We start from the raw sequence: 14,755 nt of genomic DNA on the forward strand, positions 1-14,755 counted from the left end.
TAGACCTTATCCATCCACGCGGATCGTCTCGTTCTTGGGGTCATAGGGGCTGTCGACGGTGATTTCGGCATCCCAGAGCTTGTTCTGCATCTTGACCTTCAGCTTGGTGCCGGGCTTGGCCAGTTCTGGCGTCACATAGCCCATACCAATCGACTTCCCGAACGCCACCGAATATCCGCCCGAAGTCAGGCGACCCACCTTGGTGTCGCCATCATACAGCGCCTCGCGGCCCCACGGATCGGCATCATCCGGCCCGTCGATCAGCAGCGTGACGCATTTTGAGCGTATGCCCTTGGTGACCATCTCGTCCTTACCGTGAAAGTCTTTTTCCAAGTCGATAAACCGCGGCAAATCGGCCTCGGCCGGCGTGGCGTCACGGCCAAGTTCGGTGCCAAACGCGCGATAGGATTTTTCCTGCCGCAGCCAGTTTTGCGCCCGCGCGCCGACCAGTTTCATGCCGTGCTTCTCGCCCGCCGTCACCAGCAGATCCCAGAGATAGTTCTGCATCTCAATCGGGTGGTGCAACTCCCAACCCAACTCGCCAGTATAGGCCACACGGATCGCGTTGACCGGACACATGCCCAGTTCGATCTTGCGGGTGGTCAGCCATGGGAAGCGTTTGTTGGACAGGGCAGTTTCGGGGTCTGCGTCCTTGATCACCTCGTTCAACACGTCGCGCGATTTCGGCCCGGCGATGGCGAAGACACCCCACTGAGTGGTGACGTCGTGGATCTCGATATAGCCGAACTCTTCCACCTTATCTTCGGCGGCTTTGCGCATGAAGTCGGCGTCATATTCCGTCCACGCACCGGCTGAGACGAGGTAATAGCTATCCTCGCCATTGCGCACGATGGTGTATTCGGTGCGCGTGGTGCCAGCGGCGGTCAGCGCATAGGTCAGGTTGATCCGGCCAACCGTGGGCAGCTTGTTGCAGGTGAACCAGTCAAGGAATTGCGTCGCGCCGGGGCCTTTGACCACATGCTTGGTGAAGGCCGTGGCGTCGATCAGGCCGACACCTTCGCGGATCGCCTTGGCTTCTTCGACCGCATATTGCCACCAGCCGCCACGGCGGAAGCTGCGCGCGTCATGGTCGAAGTTTTCGGGCGCATCAAGCGGGCCGTAGTAGTTCGGGCGCTCCCATCCGTTCACCCAACCAAATTGTGCGCCCTTTTCCTTTTGCCGGTCATAGGCGGGCGAGGTGCGCAGAGGCCGACAGGCCGGGCGCTCTTCATCCGGGTGGTGCAGGATATAGACGTGATCGTAGCATTCTTCGTTCTTGCGCGCCGCAAATTCGGTCGTCATCCAGTGCGACGAATAGCGTTTGGGGTCCAGCGCGGCCATGTCGATCTCGGCCTCGCCATCAACCATCATCTGAGCGAGGTAATAGCCTGTGCCGCCTGCCGCGGTAATGCCAAAGCTGAACCCTTCCGCCAGCCACATATTGCGCAATCCGGGGGCGGGGCCAACCAGCGGGTTGCCGTCGGGCGTGTAACAAATCGGACCGTTGAAATCGTCCTTCAACCCGCTTTCCTCGCAGGACGGAATGCGGTGGATCATCGCCATGTATTGATCCTCGATCCGTTCCAGATCGAGCGGGAACAGGTCGGCGCGGAAGCTGTCCGGCACGCCAAATTCAAAGCACGCCGGCGCGTTCTTCTCATAGACACCCAGAATCCAGCCGCCACGCTCTTCGCGGACGTAGGATTGCGCGTCGGCGTCGCGAATAACCGGGTGCTCTGCCCCGCCTTCAGCGCGGTATTTCACCAGCGCGGGGTCTTGGTCCATCACGATGAACTGGTGTTCAACCGGGATCGCCGGGATCTTGATGCCCAGTTTCTTGGCGGTCGTCTGGGCGTGATTGCCCGAGGCCGTCACGACATGTTCGGCGGTGATGACGATTTGCTCGTCCGAGGCCACGAGGTTGCCGCCCTTTTCAACCATCTTGGTGCAGGTGACTTCCCACGCTTCACCGTTCCAATGGTAGGCATCGGCCTGCCACTTTCGCACAATCTCAACGCCGCGCTGGCGGGCACCCTTGGCCATCGCCTGCGTCACGTCGGCGGGGTTAATATAACCGTCGGTGTTGTGATAGAGCGCGCCTTTCAGGTCATCCGTGCGGATCAGCGGCCAACGGGCCTTGATCTCGTCCGGGGTCAGCCATTCGAAAGGCACGTCCACCGTCTCGGCGGTTGTGGCGTAGAGCATATATTCATCCATACGCTCATCCGTCTGCGCCATGCGCAGGTTGCCGACCACGGCGAACCCGGCATTCAAGCCAGTTTCTTCCTCAAGTGTCTTGTAGAACTTGACTGAATAGTCGTGGATATGGGTCGTCGCGAACGACATGTTGAACAGAGGCAGCAGACCAGCCGCATGCCAAGTGGACCCTGAGGTCAGCTCGTCGCGTTCCAGCAACGTCACATCCTCCCAACCCGCTTTCGCAAGATGATAGGCAATCGAGGTGCCAACGGCACCACCGCCGACGACAAGCGCTTTAACTTGGGTTTTCATGGGGCGACTCCCTTGGGGCGTATGCGTTGCATCATACATGCCGAATGGTCAGAAAACGTGCCAAGCCAGCCCGACCTTTGCCTGCGGAAAAACGACATTGCAGCCGGTTTCAACGCTGCAGCGCAGCCCCAAGCCGGTTGACGGGAAGAACCGGGCTGATCAGCGTCGCAAGGTCGGCGCGGCGTGGGTTTGTCGGATCAAACAATGTCATGCACATATAATCCTCGACCATCGCCGCCTGCGCCTCAAACCCGTAGGACAGATAGGCCCCGGCCTCGCGCCCCGGCCAATAATAAGGATCACCCTTGCGCAGGCTTTCTGCCCCTGACTGCCCCGGCGTGTATCCGGTGCGGTCGCGGTTCTGCCACTGCCAAACATGCACAAGCTCGTGCATCATCAAAAGGGCGTGGGGGATCGGCAGGCTTTCGGGCCAGCCTTCGAACATGTCGTCCCGATACAGATTGCGCTTCAGAAACACTTGGTTCCACAGAACGAAGCCCGCCGGAAACTCGATTTTGCGGTCGAGTTGAGGCACCCGGTCACACACGCCCTTGGGCAGTTTGCGCGCATCGCGCTTCGGCGCATCCGCAGGGATCGGGTCAGCTTTCGGCAGCGGCAGCACACCAATCCCGGCGCGAACCCGCACCTTGTCGGTGTCAAGGCTTTCGCCAAAGACAATGCGCGACAACTCGACCTCGGTGGTCGACAGTTTGCGCGCACAGCCCGACATCGTCGCAACGGCTGCGGCAAGAATGATTACCAAGGAAGCTTTATGTCGTGCGACGCGCATGTCGCACCTTGTATCCCATGTAGATTACGCCGACCACCAGCCCGATCAGGCCTCCCAGATATGACGTGTCGTGCATCATTGCCGCTTGGCCAAACGCTTCTGGATCAGACACGTTAAGCGGGATCGGAAGGAACGCCATTGGCGGCGGGATCAGCAGACTTGCCAGCCCCAAACCCAGCGTAAGCACCACCACAATAATTGCAGAGGTGACGAACGCCCTTGTTGCTAGCGACAGGTTGGGAATGCCAAATGACATGGCCGCAATCGGGACGCCAACAACCAGACCCATCCACCAACTTGCCGCCCAACCAACCATCGCCGCACCTATGGGGCCATGTTGGGCCGCCGGAATGCGAAACTGTTGGAACTTGTAGGCATAAAAATAGTCGGGCCCAACGGCATAGCTGATCTGATTATGAAACATGCCATAGCTCCCAGCCAAGACGCAGGCAAAGGCGATCATACCCAGAAACAGAAGAAGGCGCATAGGGCCGCGCCTTTACAGCATCCCCGGCACGACCTGATCTGGCGGACGGTGACCATCGGCAAAGGTTTTGATGTTGATCAGCACCTTCTCGCCCATTTCAATCCGCCCTTCGACGGTCGCCGACCCCATATGAGGCAGCGCCACCACATTTGGCAGGTCACGCAGGCGGGGGTTGATTTCGTTCCCGTGCTCGTAAACATCCAGCCCGGCACCAGCGATTTCGCCCGCGCGCAGCATTCGCGTCATCGCGTTTTCGTCAATGACTTCCCCGCGCGAAGTGTTCACGATGACCGCTTCGGGCTTCATCAACTTCAGGCGTCGCGCGTTCATCAAGTGGAAGGTCGAGGGCGTATGCGGGCAGTTTATCGATAGCACGTCCATGCGGGCGACCATTTGGTCAAGGCTTTCCCAATAGGTTGCCTCTAACTGTTCTTCGATCGTCGCATGCAGGCGTTTGCGGTTGTGGTAATGCACTTGCATCCCGAATGCCCGCGCCCGCGTGGCGACCGCCTGCCCAATCCGACCCATGCCCAGAATACCAACACGCCGCCCCTGAATTCGGTGGCCAAGCATCGCAGTTGGCGACCAGCCCTGCCATTCGCCGCTGGCCATCAATCGGACACCTTCCGGAAAGCGGCGGGTTACGGTCAGAATCAGCGCGATCGCCATATCGGCGGTGTCATCCGCCGACACGCCCGGCGTGTTCGACACAAGAATGCCCCGTTGGCGCGCGGACCCCACGTCAATATGGTCAACCCCGGCACCATAATTGGCAATCAGGCGCAGCCGGTCACCAGCGCGCGCCAGCATATTGGCGTCAATCTGGTCATTGATCGTGGGGACCAGCACATCACAGCGCGTCATCGCATCGGCCAGCGCGTCCCGCGTCATCGGGGTGTCATCATCCCGAAGCTCGACATCGAAAAGTTCTTTCATCCGGGTCTCGACGACCTCGGGCAACCGTCGCGTGACAACAACACTCAGACGTTCAGCGGCCATGCCCGCCCTCCCTTTAGCTTTTCTTTTGCGCATCTCCCTGCCAAAGTGACAAGGAAAGAGGCAAGGCACAAGCGCCGCCGGGACGCAAACGAAAGAAAATTGCGCACGGGATCGGTTGCGGCAGGCGATGAGGACAAAAATGCGGTTATCCAGAACGCTGGCAGCGGTGGCAGTTGCCATTGTTACAATGCTTTGGCACGGGCCGGTCATGGCGACCGACGACAAAACCGCTGTCACGCGCGGGTCTGTGACCAATCTGCCGATTCCACGATTTGTTTCGCTGAAAACCTCCGAAGGCAACGTGCGGCGGGGGCCGTCGCTGCGCCACCGTATCGATTGGGTCTTCAAGCACCCCGGTATGCCGCTTGAGATCACAGGGGAGTTCGGCCATTGGCGTCAGGTTCGCGACCGTGATGGCGTGGGCGGCTGGGTGCATTATTCGTTGCTGTCCGGCGCGCGCACAGCGATCATCGACGCCGACCTCAGCGCACTTTACAGCCGCGCAGACCCCGAAAGCCAGATCAACGCCTATCTTGAGGTGGGCGTCATCGCACGGGTCGAAACCTGCGGACTGGATTGGTGCAGGGTCAAAGCCGACGGGATCCGTGGTTGGACCCTCAAAGGCAATCTGTGGGGTGTTCGCCCCGATGAATTGGTCGAATAGTTGGCGACACCGCACTTGCGCCTGCCCCGCTCGATAAGTTAGCCGAAAGCATGACAGACGCGCGTATCAGACTAAATCTCTCCGCAGGCTTCGCGTCCGCGCTGGTGGCTGTAACGTTGGTGGCGCTGAAGCTTTGGGCCTTGGGCGAAACCCAATCGCTGTCTGTGGCCGCATCGCTTGCCGACAGCGCGATGGATTTGATGGTGTCATTGGGCGCGTTGGCCGCAATATGGTATGCGTCACGCCCGGCCGATGACGACCATGCGTTTGGGCATTCCGCCGCTGAAGACTTGGCCGCCCTCGGGCAAAGCCTGTTCATCATGGCATCCGCTGGCATCATCACTTGGGCCGCGGTTGCCCGGCTTTTGTCGGGCGAGCCCGCGCCAATCATGGCCCATCACCGCGGCATCGCGGTCATGGTCATTTCAATCGGGCTGACCCTTGCGCTGGTCCTGTGGCAACGCCGCGTTGCCTCCCAAACCGGGTCCGCTGTCGTGAAAGCGGACAGCCTGCATTACCTTGGCGATCTGATCCCCAATATCGGCGCAATCCTATCGCTTTGGGCGGCTGGTCTGTTCGCGATGGAGGCGATCGACAGCGTGGTTGCCATCGGCGCGGCGATCATGCTGGTCGTTGGGGCTGTGCGCATTTTCAAAACCGCATGGGATGGCCTGATGGACCACGCCGCCGATCCCGATCTGGTGGCCGGGGTTGAAAAGATCGCCAGCACTCATCCGGGCGTTCAGGGCTATCACGATCTGAAAACCCGTCGGTCAGGCTCGATTACCTTTGTGAACATGCATATCGAACTGGATGGCAAGCAAAGCCTGGACGACGCCCATGCCATTGGGGCAAGCCTGCGGCGCGCGATCCTGCATGCCTATCCTGATACGGATGTGATGATCCACAAAGATCCGGTCGGGGTGACACCGCACCCCGACGATCCCTCGCGCCGAAACGCTTAATCCTAAGCGTCCGCCAGCCCGCGCCCTTTCAGCAAAGCCTCGACCCCCGGAAGCCGCCCGCGAAACGCGGTGTAAAGGTCTTTGGCCTCGACCGAGCCGCCTTTTGACAGGATATGATCTTCGAGCTTTTTAGCCATCACGGGGTCGAACGCATCGCCGGTTTCCTTGAAGGCGTCGAACGCGTCGGCGTCCATCACCTCGGACCACATATAGCTGTAGTAACCTGACGAATATCCGTCGCCTGCAAAGACGTGGGCAAAGTGTGGCGTCGCATGGCGCATCCTGATCGCGGCGGGCATACCGATCCGGTCAAGCGTCGCTTCTTGCGCGGCCATTGCATCCTTGGGTGCAGGGCCATCGTGGAAATCAAGGTCCACCAACGCCGAGGACAAAAACTCGACCGTCTGAAACCCGGTGTCATGGGTCGACGCCGCCAACAGCCGTTGCAACAGCTCTGTCGGCATCGGCTGGCCAGTTTCGGCATGGGTTGCGAATTTCCCCAGCACCTCCGGCACTTCAAGCCAGTGTTCGTAAAGCTGGCTGGGCAGTTCCACAAAATCGCGCGCCACGGAGGTGCCCGAAATCGACGGATAGGTCACATCCGACAACATCTGATGCAGGGCGTGGCCAAATTCATGGAACAAAGTGCGCGCATCATCCCATGACAAAAGAGCCGCCTGCCCATGATCCGGTTTGGCAAAATTGCAGACATTCACCACAATGGGGCGAACATCACCGGCCAGTTTTTGTTGGTCGCGCATCGTTGAACACCACGCGCCGGATCGTTTCGAGCCACGCGCGAAATAGTCGCCGATGAACACAGCCAAATGCGCGCCGTTTCGCGTCACTTCCCACGCGCGGACGTCGGGGTGGTAAAGCGACACATCAAGCGGTGCGAACTCAATCCCAAACAGGCGATGGGCCGTGTCAAAGGCGGCTTCGATCATGCGGTCCAATTGTAGGTAAGGCTTGATCTCGGCCTCGTCCAAATCATGTTCGGCCTCGCGGCGGCGTTCCGCGTAATAGTGCCAGTCCCAAGGCTCCAAATCGCCGTTATGGCCATCTGAATGTAGCATTTGTGTCATTGTTGCTGAATCTACCAAGGCGGCTTTGCGGGCGGGTTCCCAAACCTGCATCAACAATTCGCGCACCCGGTCGGGGTGGCCCGCCATTTCGGTTTCCAGCTTGAACTCGGCGAAATTTTCATAGCCTAGTAAGCGGGCGCGTTCCTCACGCAAGGCAAGGGTTTCGGCCGCAATGTTACGGTTGTCGGTGTCCCCGCCATTTGCCCCGCGTGCCGTATAGGCATAATAGGCCATTTTACGCAAATCACGCCGGGGCGAGTGCTGCAAGAACGGAGTAATCACAGACCGCGCCAGCGTAATGGCCGGACCGTCACAGCCCTTTTCAGCCCCTGCAGCACGGGCCGCGTTGGTGACAAAATCCGGCAACCCCTCAAGGTCCACATCGGTCAGCGGCATGAACCATGCGCGTTCATCCGACAGAAGGTTTTGTGTAAACTCGGTGCCCAGCGTAGCGAGCTTTTCCTGCACCGCTTTCAGCCGTTCCCGATCCGCCCCTTCAAGCAGAGCGCCCGAGCGCACAAACCGGCGGCGCGTCAGCATCAGAACGCGGGCTTGTTCGGGGGTCAGATCAAGCGTGTCGCGGGCCTGCCAAAGCCCTTCAATGCGTGCGAATAGCGCTTCGTTCATCGTCACTTCCGAAGAAAACGCGGCCAAACGAGGTGAAAACTTACGCTGCAATTCGTCGCGAGCAGGCGTGCTATCAGCCCCGGCGACGTTGTAGAACACGCCTAACACCTGATCGAGCGATGCGTCCGACAGCTCCAACGCCTCAATCGTGTTGGCAAAACTTGGCGCGTCTTCGGTTTCGGTGATCTTGCGAATGGCCGCGCGCGTGTCTTCCAAGGCGGCCTCAAAAGCAGGTTCGAAATCACTGTCCTTGATCCTATCGAAAGGCGGCAGTTTGAACTTTGTGTCCCATTGGGCCAGAAGCGGATTGGTCATCGTCAGATCTCCTTTAGCCCGAAGCTATGTGGCGGGCGGCGCGATTACCAGAGACGCCGCAGAAGTTGGGCGCATTCAGTCCTGATCAAGATCGCTGCGATAGGTTTCGCATTCCAGATCGCCGATAATATCCTGCCCGGTACGAATAAACCCCGCCTTTTCCAGCACGCGTATTGAGGCTGGGTTGTTCAAAAGAACACGTGCCTCTAGCGCCCACAAACCCCGGTCTTGCGCCGCCTGTAGTGCCAATGCGACCGCGCGGGTCGCAATACCTTGCCCGGTATGGTGCTGACCGATGCGATAACCCAATTGCGCCACGCCATTATCTACCGCCGTTAAGTTCAGTCGCCCAAGGATTTTGCCACCACTTTTTAAAAGGAACATCATTTCACCGGCCTCGACCTGATCGCGCACGATCTCGGTCAGTGATGCAAGGTCCCAGTAGGCGTCTGGGCGGGGGCCGACATGGCTTTCGAACCACTTGCGGTTCTTGACCTCAAACGCGAACAAGCCGGGGGCGTCTGCAACGCTAAGTGGCGCAAGCTCCAGATCAACCACAGCAGGGGCAGCCATCGCGTTTTTTGGTGCGAATGACACGCGTTTCTGCGTACAGCGCGTCATAGATCAGCATGCGTCCGCGCAATCCTTCGCCTGCGCCGGTGATCTCTTTTATCGCCTCGGTTGCCATCAGTGATCCAATGATGCCCGGCAAGGGGCCGACCACGCCAGCTTCTGAACAACTGGGTGCCAGACCCGGTGCGGGCGCTTCGGGAAAGATGCACTGATAACAAGGTGCGCCATTGGTGGGGTCGAAGGTGGCCACTTGCCCCTCCCACTGGCTCAACGCGCCACCGATCATCGGTTTGCCCAGCTTCGCAGCGACCCGGTTGACCAGATAGCGTGTTTCGAAATTGTCAGTGCCTTCCAGCACCAGATCATAGTCGGCGAACAATTCCTCGGCGATGTCATCACTCAGGCGGCGATTGTAGGGGCGCACGGTGATCGCTGGATTTTGCGCGCGCATCGCAGCTTCTGCCGCAAACACCTTCGGCGTGCCGATATCAGCATCCCGGTGAATGACCTGCCGTTGCAGGTTCGAGTTATCAACAACATCGTCGTCGATCACGCCAATCGTGCCGACACCCGCCGCCGCCAGATACAACAACACAGGTGAGCCCAAGCCACCCGCGCCCACCACCAGAACGCGCGCGTTTTTCAGCGCCACCTGCCCCGGCCCGCCGATTTCGCGCAGCACGATATGGCGCGCATAGCGGTTCAGTTCAGTGTCGGTGAAGGGGCCATCATTTGCGTCGGGAGAGGCCGGCTTGGGTGCACGGGCTTTCAGCCACGCCACGCCACGTCCGTACAGGGCCGCCAGGGCGATGGCGGCGAATGCCACGGCCCAAGATGTGAAGTTGCCGCCCAGCGTATTTCGAATACCAGACCCGTCTGGCAGCACCAGATGGCTGAGCAGAACCACCGCGCCCAGTAACGCCGTCAACTGCCAGCGCCGTGCCGCGCTAAGGCCCGCGAACCCGCCGCCGACCCATATAACAGCCGCCCAGATTAGAACCCAGATCATCGCCGCCTCCGATCAGCCACGTCCGGTCGACCCGAACCCGCCCGCGCCGCGCGCCGTGTCGGACAGAACGTCGACCAACTGGAACTCCGCTTGCAAAACGGGCGCAATCACAGCTTGGGCGATGCGGTCCCCGTGACTGACGACGAAAGGCTCGGCGCCCAGATTGATCATAATCACGCCAAGCGGGCCGCGATAGTCGCTGTCGATGGTGCCGGGGGTATTTGCCAGCGTCACACCATGTTTTGCGGCAAGGCCCGAGCGAGGACGTATCTGCATTTCAAACCCCTCGGGGATTTCGACGCGCAGCCCGGTCGGAACGATGCATCGTTCCATTGGCGCAAGCGTCCAGCCTGCATCCCGGTCCGCTTCTGGCAAATTGGCACGCAGGTCTGCCCCTGCTGAACCGGGCGTTTCATAGCTGGGAAGCGGAAGCGCCAGATCTGCGCCATCGTCGTGCATGACGTTGATGGTTGGCATCACGCATCCCCCGCAATCGCGGTTGCAATCCGGGCGGCCAATTGGCGGGCCACGTCGTCTTTGCCCATGCGCGGCCAGTCCTCGGCCCCTTGATCCGTGATCAGCGTCACCGCGTTTTCCGACCCGCCCATGATCCCCGTTTCCGGGCTGACATCGTTGGCAACTATCCAGTCGCAGCCTTTGCGCGTGCGCTTGGCCGTTGCATGAGCGGTCACATCATCGGTTTCTGCCGCGAATCCGACGACAAGGCCGGGGCGTCCTGTCGTCATCTGGCTGACTGTCGCCAGAATGTCGGGATTTTCGGCAAACTCCAAAACCGGCAGGCCGCCCTTCTGGTCCTTCTTGATCTTGCTGTTTGACGCCGACACCACGCGCCAATCGGCGACCGCTGCCGCGAACACGGCAGCATCTGCGGGCAATGCGGATTGCACGGCTTCCAGCATCTGCTGCGCAGTCTGTACCTTCACAACATTGACGCCGTCGGGCGGCGGCACATCTGCGGGGCCAGTGACGAAAGTAACCTCAGCGCCCAGCGCCGAAAATGCGCGCGCCAAAGCGGTGCCTTGCGCGCCTGACGACCGATTGGCGATATAGCGCACCGGATCGATGGGTTCATGTGTTGGACCGGAAGTGACCAGCACATGCTTGCCTTTCAGTGGGCCATCCATCAGGGCAGCTTCGACGGCTGCGACGATCTCAAGCGGTTCAGACATGCGGCCCGGGCCAAACTCGCCGCAAGCCATTGCACCATCAGTTGGACCGACGAACAACACGCCGTCGCCCTTCAAAGTGGCGACATTGCGTTGGTTTGCCGGGTGATCCCACATCCGCACATTCATCGCGGGCGCGACCAGCACACGTTTGTCCGTTGCCATTAGAAGGGTCGAGGCAAGATCGTTTGCCAACCCACCCGCCATCTTGCCCAGCAGATCGGCGGTGGCGGGAGCCACGACAACCAGATCAGCGGCGCGGCTGAGTTCGATATGGCCCATTTCGGCCTCGTCCGTCAGGTCAAACAGCTCGGTATAGACTTTCTGCGCTGACAGGCCGGACGCAGACAGGGGTGTCACGAATTCTTGCCCGGCTTTCGTAATGACCGGCGTCACCTCGGCCCCGCGTTCGCGCAGCCGTCGGATCAGATCGAGCGACTTGAACGCGGCGATACCGCCACCAATAATCAATAGAATGTGTTTTCCAGCCAGCATGAGCGCCCCCAGTAAAGGTTCTTCAAACAGTTACGGGACAGGCGCGGATGGTTCAATGGGCAGATGTGGGGTGTGTCATTTGAAAGCATCGCATGGATCAGGCCGGTCAACGCCGGGCGCATCATAGATCACATCAAACCCACCGGCAGGGGGATGCCCGTCTTCGGCCTGTCCAATCGTGATCACGCTCAGGTCCGGCCGCAGTTGTTGCAGAAACGACGGCACACCCCAATCCGACCGCGCATGACCATTTCCGGTGATGATCACAACCGGGCCTCCGGTCTCGTCAATTGCATCGAGCGTGGCCTTGGCGATCGTCGCATCACGCAGTCGCTGCACCTCGATCATGCCGCCTAGCGACTCGCGCGGTAACGCCTCGCAATGGGCGGCGAACTGAAGCTCTATCCGCTGGTCGTGCTGATCCTTGGGCAAGGGTTGGTCCAACCCAAACAGCACGACATCCCCGTCGAAATGGGCGGCTACACCATCCGTATAGCTGTCGCGCACAACATCTCGCGGCACTGCTGCACCATAGATAGCGGCGTTTGAAGCTGTGAAAACCGGCAGATACATATCAAAGTCGGGCCACCCCGACTTTTCCCATTTTGCGCTGTATCCGGGCTTGTCCTTTTCAAGTTCAACCACCTGGGCGGGCGTCAGCATCTCCACCACCATAGCGGCGGGGTTCAGGGCTGTGACAATCTGGGCCTGCACCGCGTGATGGGCAGGATTGTCGTGGGTTTCACCGATGACCACCACATCGGCACCAGACATAAGCGTCAGATCATCAACACTTGGCGCGGTTTCGAACGACAGCGCGGCGGTTGGCACTAGGATCGCGGCGATCAGTGAAATCCATTTCATATTTCAAAGCTATGTCTAGCCGGGGGGCACCTCAAGCGCTTTCGTCTTGGCGGACCACGTGTCGCAGTGCTAGGCAATCGCCATGACGATCACGCTTCCCCCTCTGACGCTCATTCTGGGCGGTGCGGCTTCGGGCAAATCCGATTACGGTGAACGACTGGTCGCTGCGACCGGGCGCAGCTTGGTCTATGTCGCGACCGCGCAGGCGCACGACACCGAGATGTCGGCGAAAATAGCCCGCCACAAATCGCGGCGCGGTGCCAACTGGCGTACGATTGAGGCTCTTGACGATGTCGCCCCCGCCCTTGGCGATGCAGACCCGACCGAGGTTGTCTTGTTCGACTGCGCCACGATGTGGCTGTCCAACCAGATGTTTGCCGAGGCTGACCTGCCCGACGCCGAAGCCCAGTTGCTTGCAGCCCTAACGGCCCGCAATGCGCCGGTTGTCATTGTGTCAAACGAGGTCGGCGCGGGCATTGTGCCTGAAAACGCGCTGGCGCGACGGTTTCGCCAAGCACAGGGCGAGCTTAACCAACGCCTTGCAAAGCGTTCCGATCTGGTGATCACTGTCATGGCTGGCCTTCCGCTTGTTTTGAAAGGCGCGCGTCCCAAAGGTTTGCCATGAGCAGGCCGGTTAGTTGGTGGTGGGTGCGCCATGGCCCAACCCACGCCGAGAACATGGTGGGCTGGCGCGATCTGCCTGCTGATCTGTCCGATCACGCTGCTCTGTCTCGCCTGTCAGACCACTTGCCGGATGAAGCAGCACTGGTATCATCCGACCTTTCGCGGGCCGTAGAAACTGCGGACGCTATCGCCGCTATGCGCACAAGGCTCGCCCATCAAAAGACCCTGCGTGAATTTGATTTCGGCGATTGGGACGGGCTGCATTGGGACGAGGTCGCGACCCGCGATCCCGACCTTTCCCGCGCCTTTTGGGAAGACCCAGGCGATCATCTTGCGCCCAACGGTGAAAGCTGGAACCAACTGTCCGCACGGGTGTCGGACACGGTCGATGTAATCAACAGTTCAGACCACCGTCATGTCATCGCTGTTGCCCATTTCGGCGTCATCCTGACGCAAATCGCACGGGCCGGAAACATGACGGCTTATGCGGCCTTGGGACATAAGATCGATAATCTGTCAGTCACACGGCTGGATTGGGACGGTGATCGCTGGTCAATTCACTCTATCAATCACCAGCCCTGATTGACTTCGTCACAATTCTGAATTTGTTTGACGGGCGATCCACGCTACGCTTTCCAGATGACCTATGATCTTTACATCGGCGACCGCACGTTTTCCAGCTGGTCCCTGCGCGGTTGGCTTATGTTTGAAAAGTTCGCCATCCCGCACCGCACACATCTTGTCGGGCTATACTCTGGCACCATGAAACAGGATCTGGCCCCGTTGGCGCCTGCCCGTCTGGTACCAGTGATGCGCATCCCAGACGACACTGTGGTGGGCGACACCCTAGCCATGGCCGAGACCCTAGCCGAACGCCATCCTGATGCTGTCATGTGGCCCGCCAACGCAGACGCGCGCGCCACGGCACGATGGCTCGCGGCCGAAATGCATTCGGGCTTTGGCAGCCTGCGGACCGAATGCCCGATGCAACTTTTGGGTCAAGTCGTCGGCTTTGCGCCTTCGGACAGCGTCTTGGAGGATCTTGCGCGGATTGAAGAGCTGTGGACACTGGCGATCAATGCCTCTGGCGGGCCATGGCTTTTCGGTGACTACTCGCTGGCTGACGTGTTTTTTGCCCCGGTCGCGGCACGTATTGCCGGGTTCGGTCTGCCGGTGTCACCCACCGCGCAGGGATATGTCGACGCGCATCTGTCGGATCCGGCCTTCCGTCGATGGCGTGCATTGGGGCTGACGAATAGTTACGACCCGGTGCCCTATGTCGAAGGCCTGACGCTGGCTGATTGGCCCGGACCACCTCCCCGCTCCGCCAAACACGCCAACGGCCCGTCCGTGAACACAGCTTGCCCTTATTCCGGTGATCCTGTGACCGATTTTCTGGAAATGGATGGCAAAGTCTGGGGCTTTTGCAACCCCACCTGTCGCGACAAAACGATCAATGATCCCGAGGCTTGGCCTGCTTTCATGGCGATGGTCGCCGCACAGACCGGTTAACCATTCAGTAACCACGACGTCCTAGGCTGTGCACAACAGAAAATGGGG

General features: G+C 59.8%; 15 protein-coding genes. 5 read left to right on the forward strand and 10 right to left on the reverse strand.

Annotation, left to right across the window (positions count from 1 at the left end):
* Positions 1-6 precede the first annotated feature (6 nt).
* From MUY35_RS10175 to MUY35_RS10190, 4 genes are all read right to left on the reverse strand, one after another.
* Complete coding sequence (locus tag MUY35_RS10175) at positions 7-2,511, reverse strand: FAD-dependent oxidoreductase (protein WP_248367448.1); 2,505 nt, start codon at positions 2,509-2,511, stop codon at positions 7-9.
* A 109-nt stretch (positions 2,512-2,620) separates the two neighbouring features.
* Complete coding sequence (locus MUY35_RS10180) at positions 2,621-3,274, reverse strand: hypothetical protein (protein ID WP_248367451.1); 654 nt, start codon at positions 3,272-3,274, stop codon at positions 2,621-2,623.
* A 7-nt stretch (positions 3,275-3,281) separates the two neighbouring features.
* Positions 3,282-3,788 (reverse strand): hypothetical protein, encoded by a 507-nt coding sequence (locus MUY35_RS10185; RefSeq protein ID WP_248367454.1) that lies wholly within the window; start codon positions 3,786-3,788, stop codon positions 3,282-3,284.
* 12 nt (positions 3,789-3,800) lie between these two features.
* Positions 3,801-4,787 carry a D-glycerate dehydrogenase gene (locus tag MUY35_RS10190; protein WP_248367457.1) on the reverse strand — a complete coding sequence of 329 codons (987 nt, stop codon included), beginning with the start codon at positions 4,785-4,787 and terminating at the stop codon, positions 3,801-3,803.
* Between the two features lie 187 nt (positions 4,788-4,974).
* Between MUY35_RS10190 and MUY35_RS10195 the strand changes: the two genes are divergently transcribed.
* Positions 4,975-5,451 (forward strand): SH3 domain-containing protein, encoded by a 477-nt coding sequence (locus tag MUY35_RS10195; RefSeq protein WP_248368201.1) that lies wholly within the window; start codon positions 4,975-4,977, stop codon positions 5,449-5,451.
* 50 nt (positions 5,452-5,501) lie between these two features.
* A complete protein-coding gene (locus tag MUY35_RS10200; RefSeq protein ID WP_248367460.1) occupies positions 5,502-6,416 on the forward strand; it encodes a cation diffusion facilitator family transporter in 915 nt (304 codons plus the stop codon).
* Positions 6,417-6,418: 2 nt separating this feature from the next.
* Here MUY35_RS10200 and MUY35_RS10205 read toward each other — a convergent pair whose 3' ends face one another.
* The 6 genes from MUY35_RS10205 to MUY35_RS10230 all read right to left on the reverse strand — a co-directional run bounded on the left by MUY35_RS10205 (position 6,419) and on the right by MUY35_RS10230 (position 12,571).
* On the reverse strand, positions 6,419-8,443 hold the full coding sequence (locus MUY35_RS10205; RefSeq protein ID WP_248367463.1) for a M3 family metallopeptidase: 2,025 nt from the start codon (positions 8,441-8,443) through the stop codon (positions 6,419-6,421).
* 75 nt (positions 8,444-8,518) lie between these two features.
* Entirely contained in the window at positions 8,519-9,016 is a 498-nt protein-coding gene (locus MUY35_RS10210; RefSeq protein WP_248367466.1) for a GNAT family N-acetyltransferase, read from the reverse strand.
* Positions 8,994-10,025: a molybdopterin-synthase adenylyltransferase MoeB gene (moeB, locus tag MUY35_RS10215; RefSeq protein WP_248367469.1), complete on the reverse strand. Its 1,032-nt coding sequence runs from the start codon at positions 10,023-10,025 to the stop codon at positions 8,994-8,996. Before moeB ends, MUY35_RS10210 begins: the two co-directional genes overlap by 23 nt.
* Positions 10,026-10,037: 12 nt before the next feature.
* Entirely contained in the window at positions 10,038-10,505 is a 468-nt protein-coding gene (gene dut / locus MUY35_RS10220; RefSeq protein WP_248367472.1) for a dUTP diphosphatase, read from the reverse strand.
* Positions 10,502-11,707, reverse strand: a complete 1,206-nt coding sequence (gene coaBC, locus MUY35_RS10225; RefSeq protein ID WP_248367474.1) for a bifunctional phosphopantothenoylcysteine decarboxylase/phosphopantothenate--cysteine ligase CoaBC — start codon at positions 11,705-11,707, stop codon at positions 10,502-10,504. The genes dut and coaBC overlap by 4 nt, the downstream gene beginning before the upstream one ends.
* Before the next feature lie 75 nt (positions 11,708-11,782).
* Positions 11,783-12,571 (reverse strand): ChaN family lipoprotein, encoded by a 789-nt coding sequence (locus MUY35_RS10230; protein WP_248367477.1) that lies wholly within the window; start codon positions 12,569-12,571, stop codon positions 11,783-11,785.
* An 82-nt stretch (positions 12,572-12,653) separates the two neighbouring features.
* Between MUY35_RS10230 and cobU the strand changes: the two genes are divergently transcribed.
* The 3 genes from cobU to MUY35_RS10245 are packed head-to-tail and all read left to right on the forward strand — an operon-like array spanning position 12,654 to position 14,707.
* Positions 12,654-13,196, forward strand: a complete 543-nt coding sequence (cobU, locus tag MUY35_RS10235; protein ID WP_248367479.1) for a bifunctional adenosylcobinamide kinase/adenosylcobinamide-phosphate guanylyltransferase — start codon at positions 12,654-12,656, stop codon at positions 13,194-13,196.
* Positions 13,193-13,777, forward strand: a complete 585-nt coding sequence (locus MUY35_RS10240; protein ID WP_248367481.1) for a histidine phosphatase family protein — start codon at positions 13,193-13,195, stop codon at positions 13,775-13,777. The genes cobU and MUY35_RS10240 overlap by 4 nt, the downstream gene beginning before the upstream one ends.
* A 57-nt stretch (positions 13,778-13,834) precedes the next feature.
* Positions 13,835-14,707, forward strand: a complete 873-nt coding sequence (locus MUY35_RS10245) for a glutathione S-transferase (protein ID WP_248367483.1) — start codon at positions 13,835-13,837, stop codon at positions 14,705-14,707.
* Positions 14,708-14,755: the final 48 nt, after the last annotated feature.

This window comes from Aliiroseovarius sp. S1339, assembly GCF_023195695.1.
In the GTDB taxonomy this organism is placed as follows: Bacteria; Pseudomonadota; Alphaproteobacteria; order Rhodobacterales; family Rhodobacteraceae; genus Aliiroseovarius.

Bases quoted from the DNA above. Each gene is read 5' to 3' on its own strand.
- cobU (WP_248367479.1), top strand. From the start codon at position 12,654: ATGACGATCACGCTTCCCCCTCTGACGCTCATTCTGGGCGGTGCGGCT.
- moeB (WP_248367469.1), bottom strand. From the start codon at position 10,025: ATGATCTGGGTTCTAATCTGGGCGGCTGTTATATGGGTCGGCGGCGGG.
- MUY35_RS10210 (WP_248367466.1), bottom strand. From the start codon at position 9,016: ATGGCTGCCCCTGCTGTGGTTGATCTGGAGCTTGCGCCACTTAGCGTT.
- MUY35_RS10195 (WP_248368201.1), top strand. From the start codon at position 4,975: ATGCTTTGGCACGGGCCGGTCATGGCGACCGACGACAAAACCGCTGTC.
- MUY35_RS10230 (WP_248367477.1), bottom strand. From the start codon at position 12,571: ATGAAATGGATTTCACTGATCGCCGCGATCCTAGTGCCAACCGCCGCG.
- MUY35_RS10175 (WP_248367448.1), bottom strand. From the start codon at position 2,511: ATGAAAACCCAAGTTAAAGCGCTTGTCGTCGGCGGTGGTGCCGTTGGC.
- coaBC (WP_248367474.1), bottom strand. From the start codon at position 11,707: ATGCTGGCTGGAAAACACATTCTATTGATTATTGGTGGCGGTATCGCC.
- MUY35_RS10245 (WP_248367483.1), top strand. From the start codon at position 13,835: ATGACCTATGATCTTTACATCGGCGACCGCACGTTTTCCAGCTGGTCC.
- MUY35_RS10240 (WP_248367481.1), top strand. From the start codon at position 13,193: ATGAGCAGGCCGGTTAGTTGGTGGTGGGTGCGCCATGGCCCAACCCAC.
- MUY35_RS10200 (WP_248367460.1), top strand. From the start codon at position 5,502: ATGACAGACGCGCGTATCAGACTAAATCTCTCCGCAGGCTTCGCGTCC.
- MUY35_RS10190 (WP_248367457.1), bottom strand. From the start codon at position 4,787: ATGGCCGCTGAACGTCTGAGTGTTGTTGTCACGCGACGGTTGCCCGAG.
- MUY35_RS10185 (WP_248367454.1), bottom strand. From the start codon at position 3,788: ATGCGCCTTCTTCTGTTTCTGGGTATGATCGCCTTTGCCTGCGTCTTG.
- MUY35_RS10205 (WP_248367463.1), bottom strand. From the start codon at position 8,443: ATGACCAATCCGCTTCTGGCCCAATGGGACACAAAGTTCAAACTGCCG.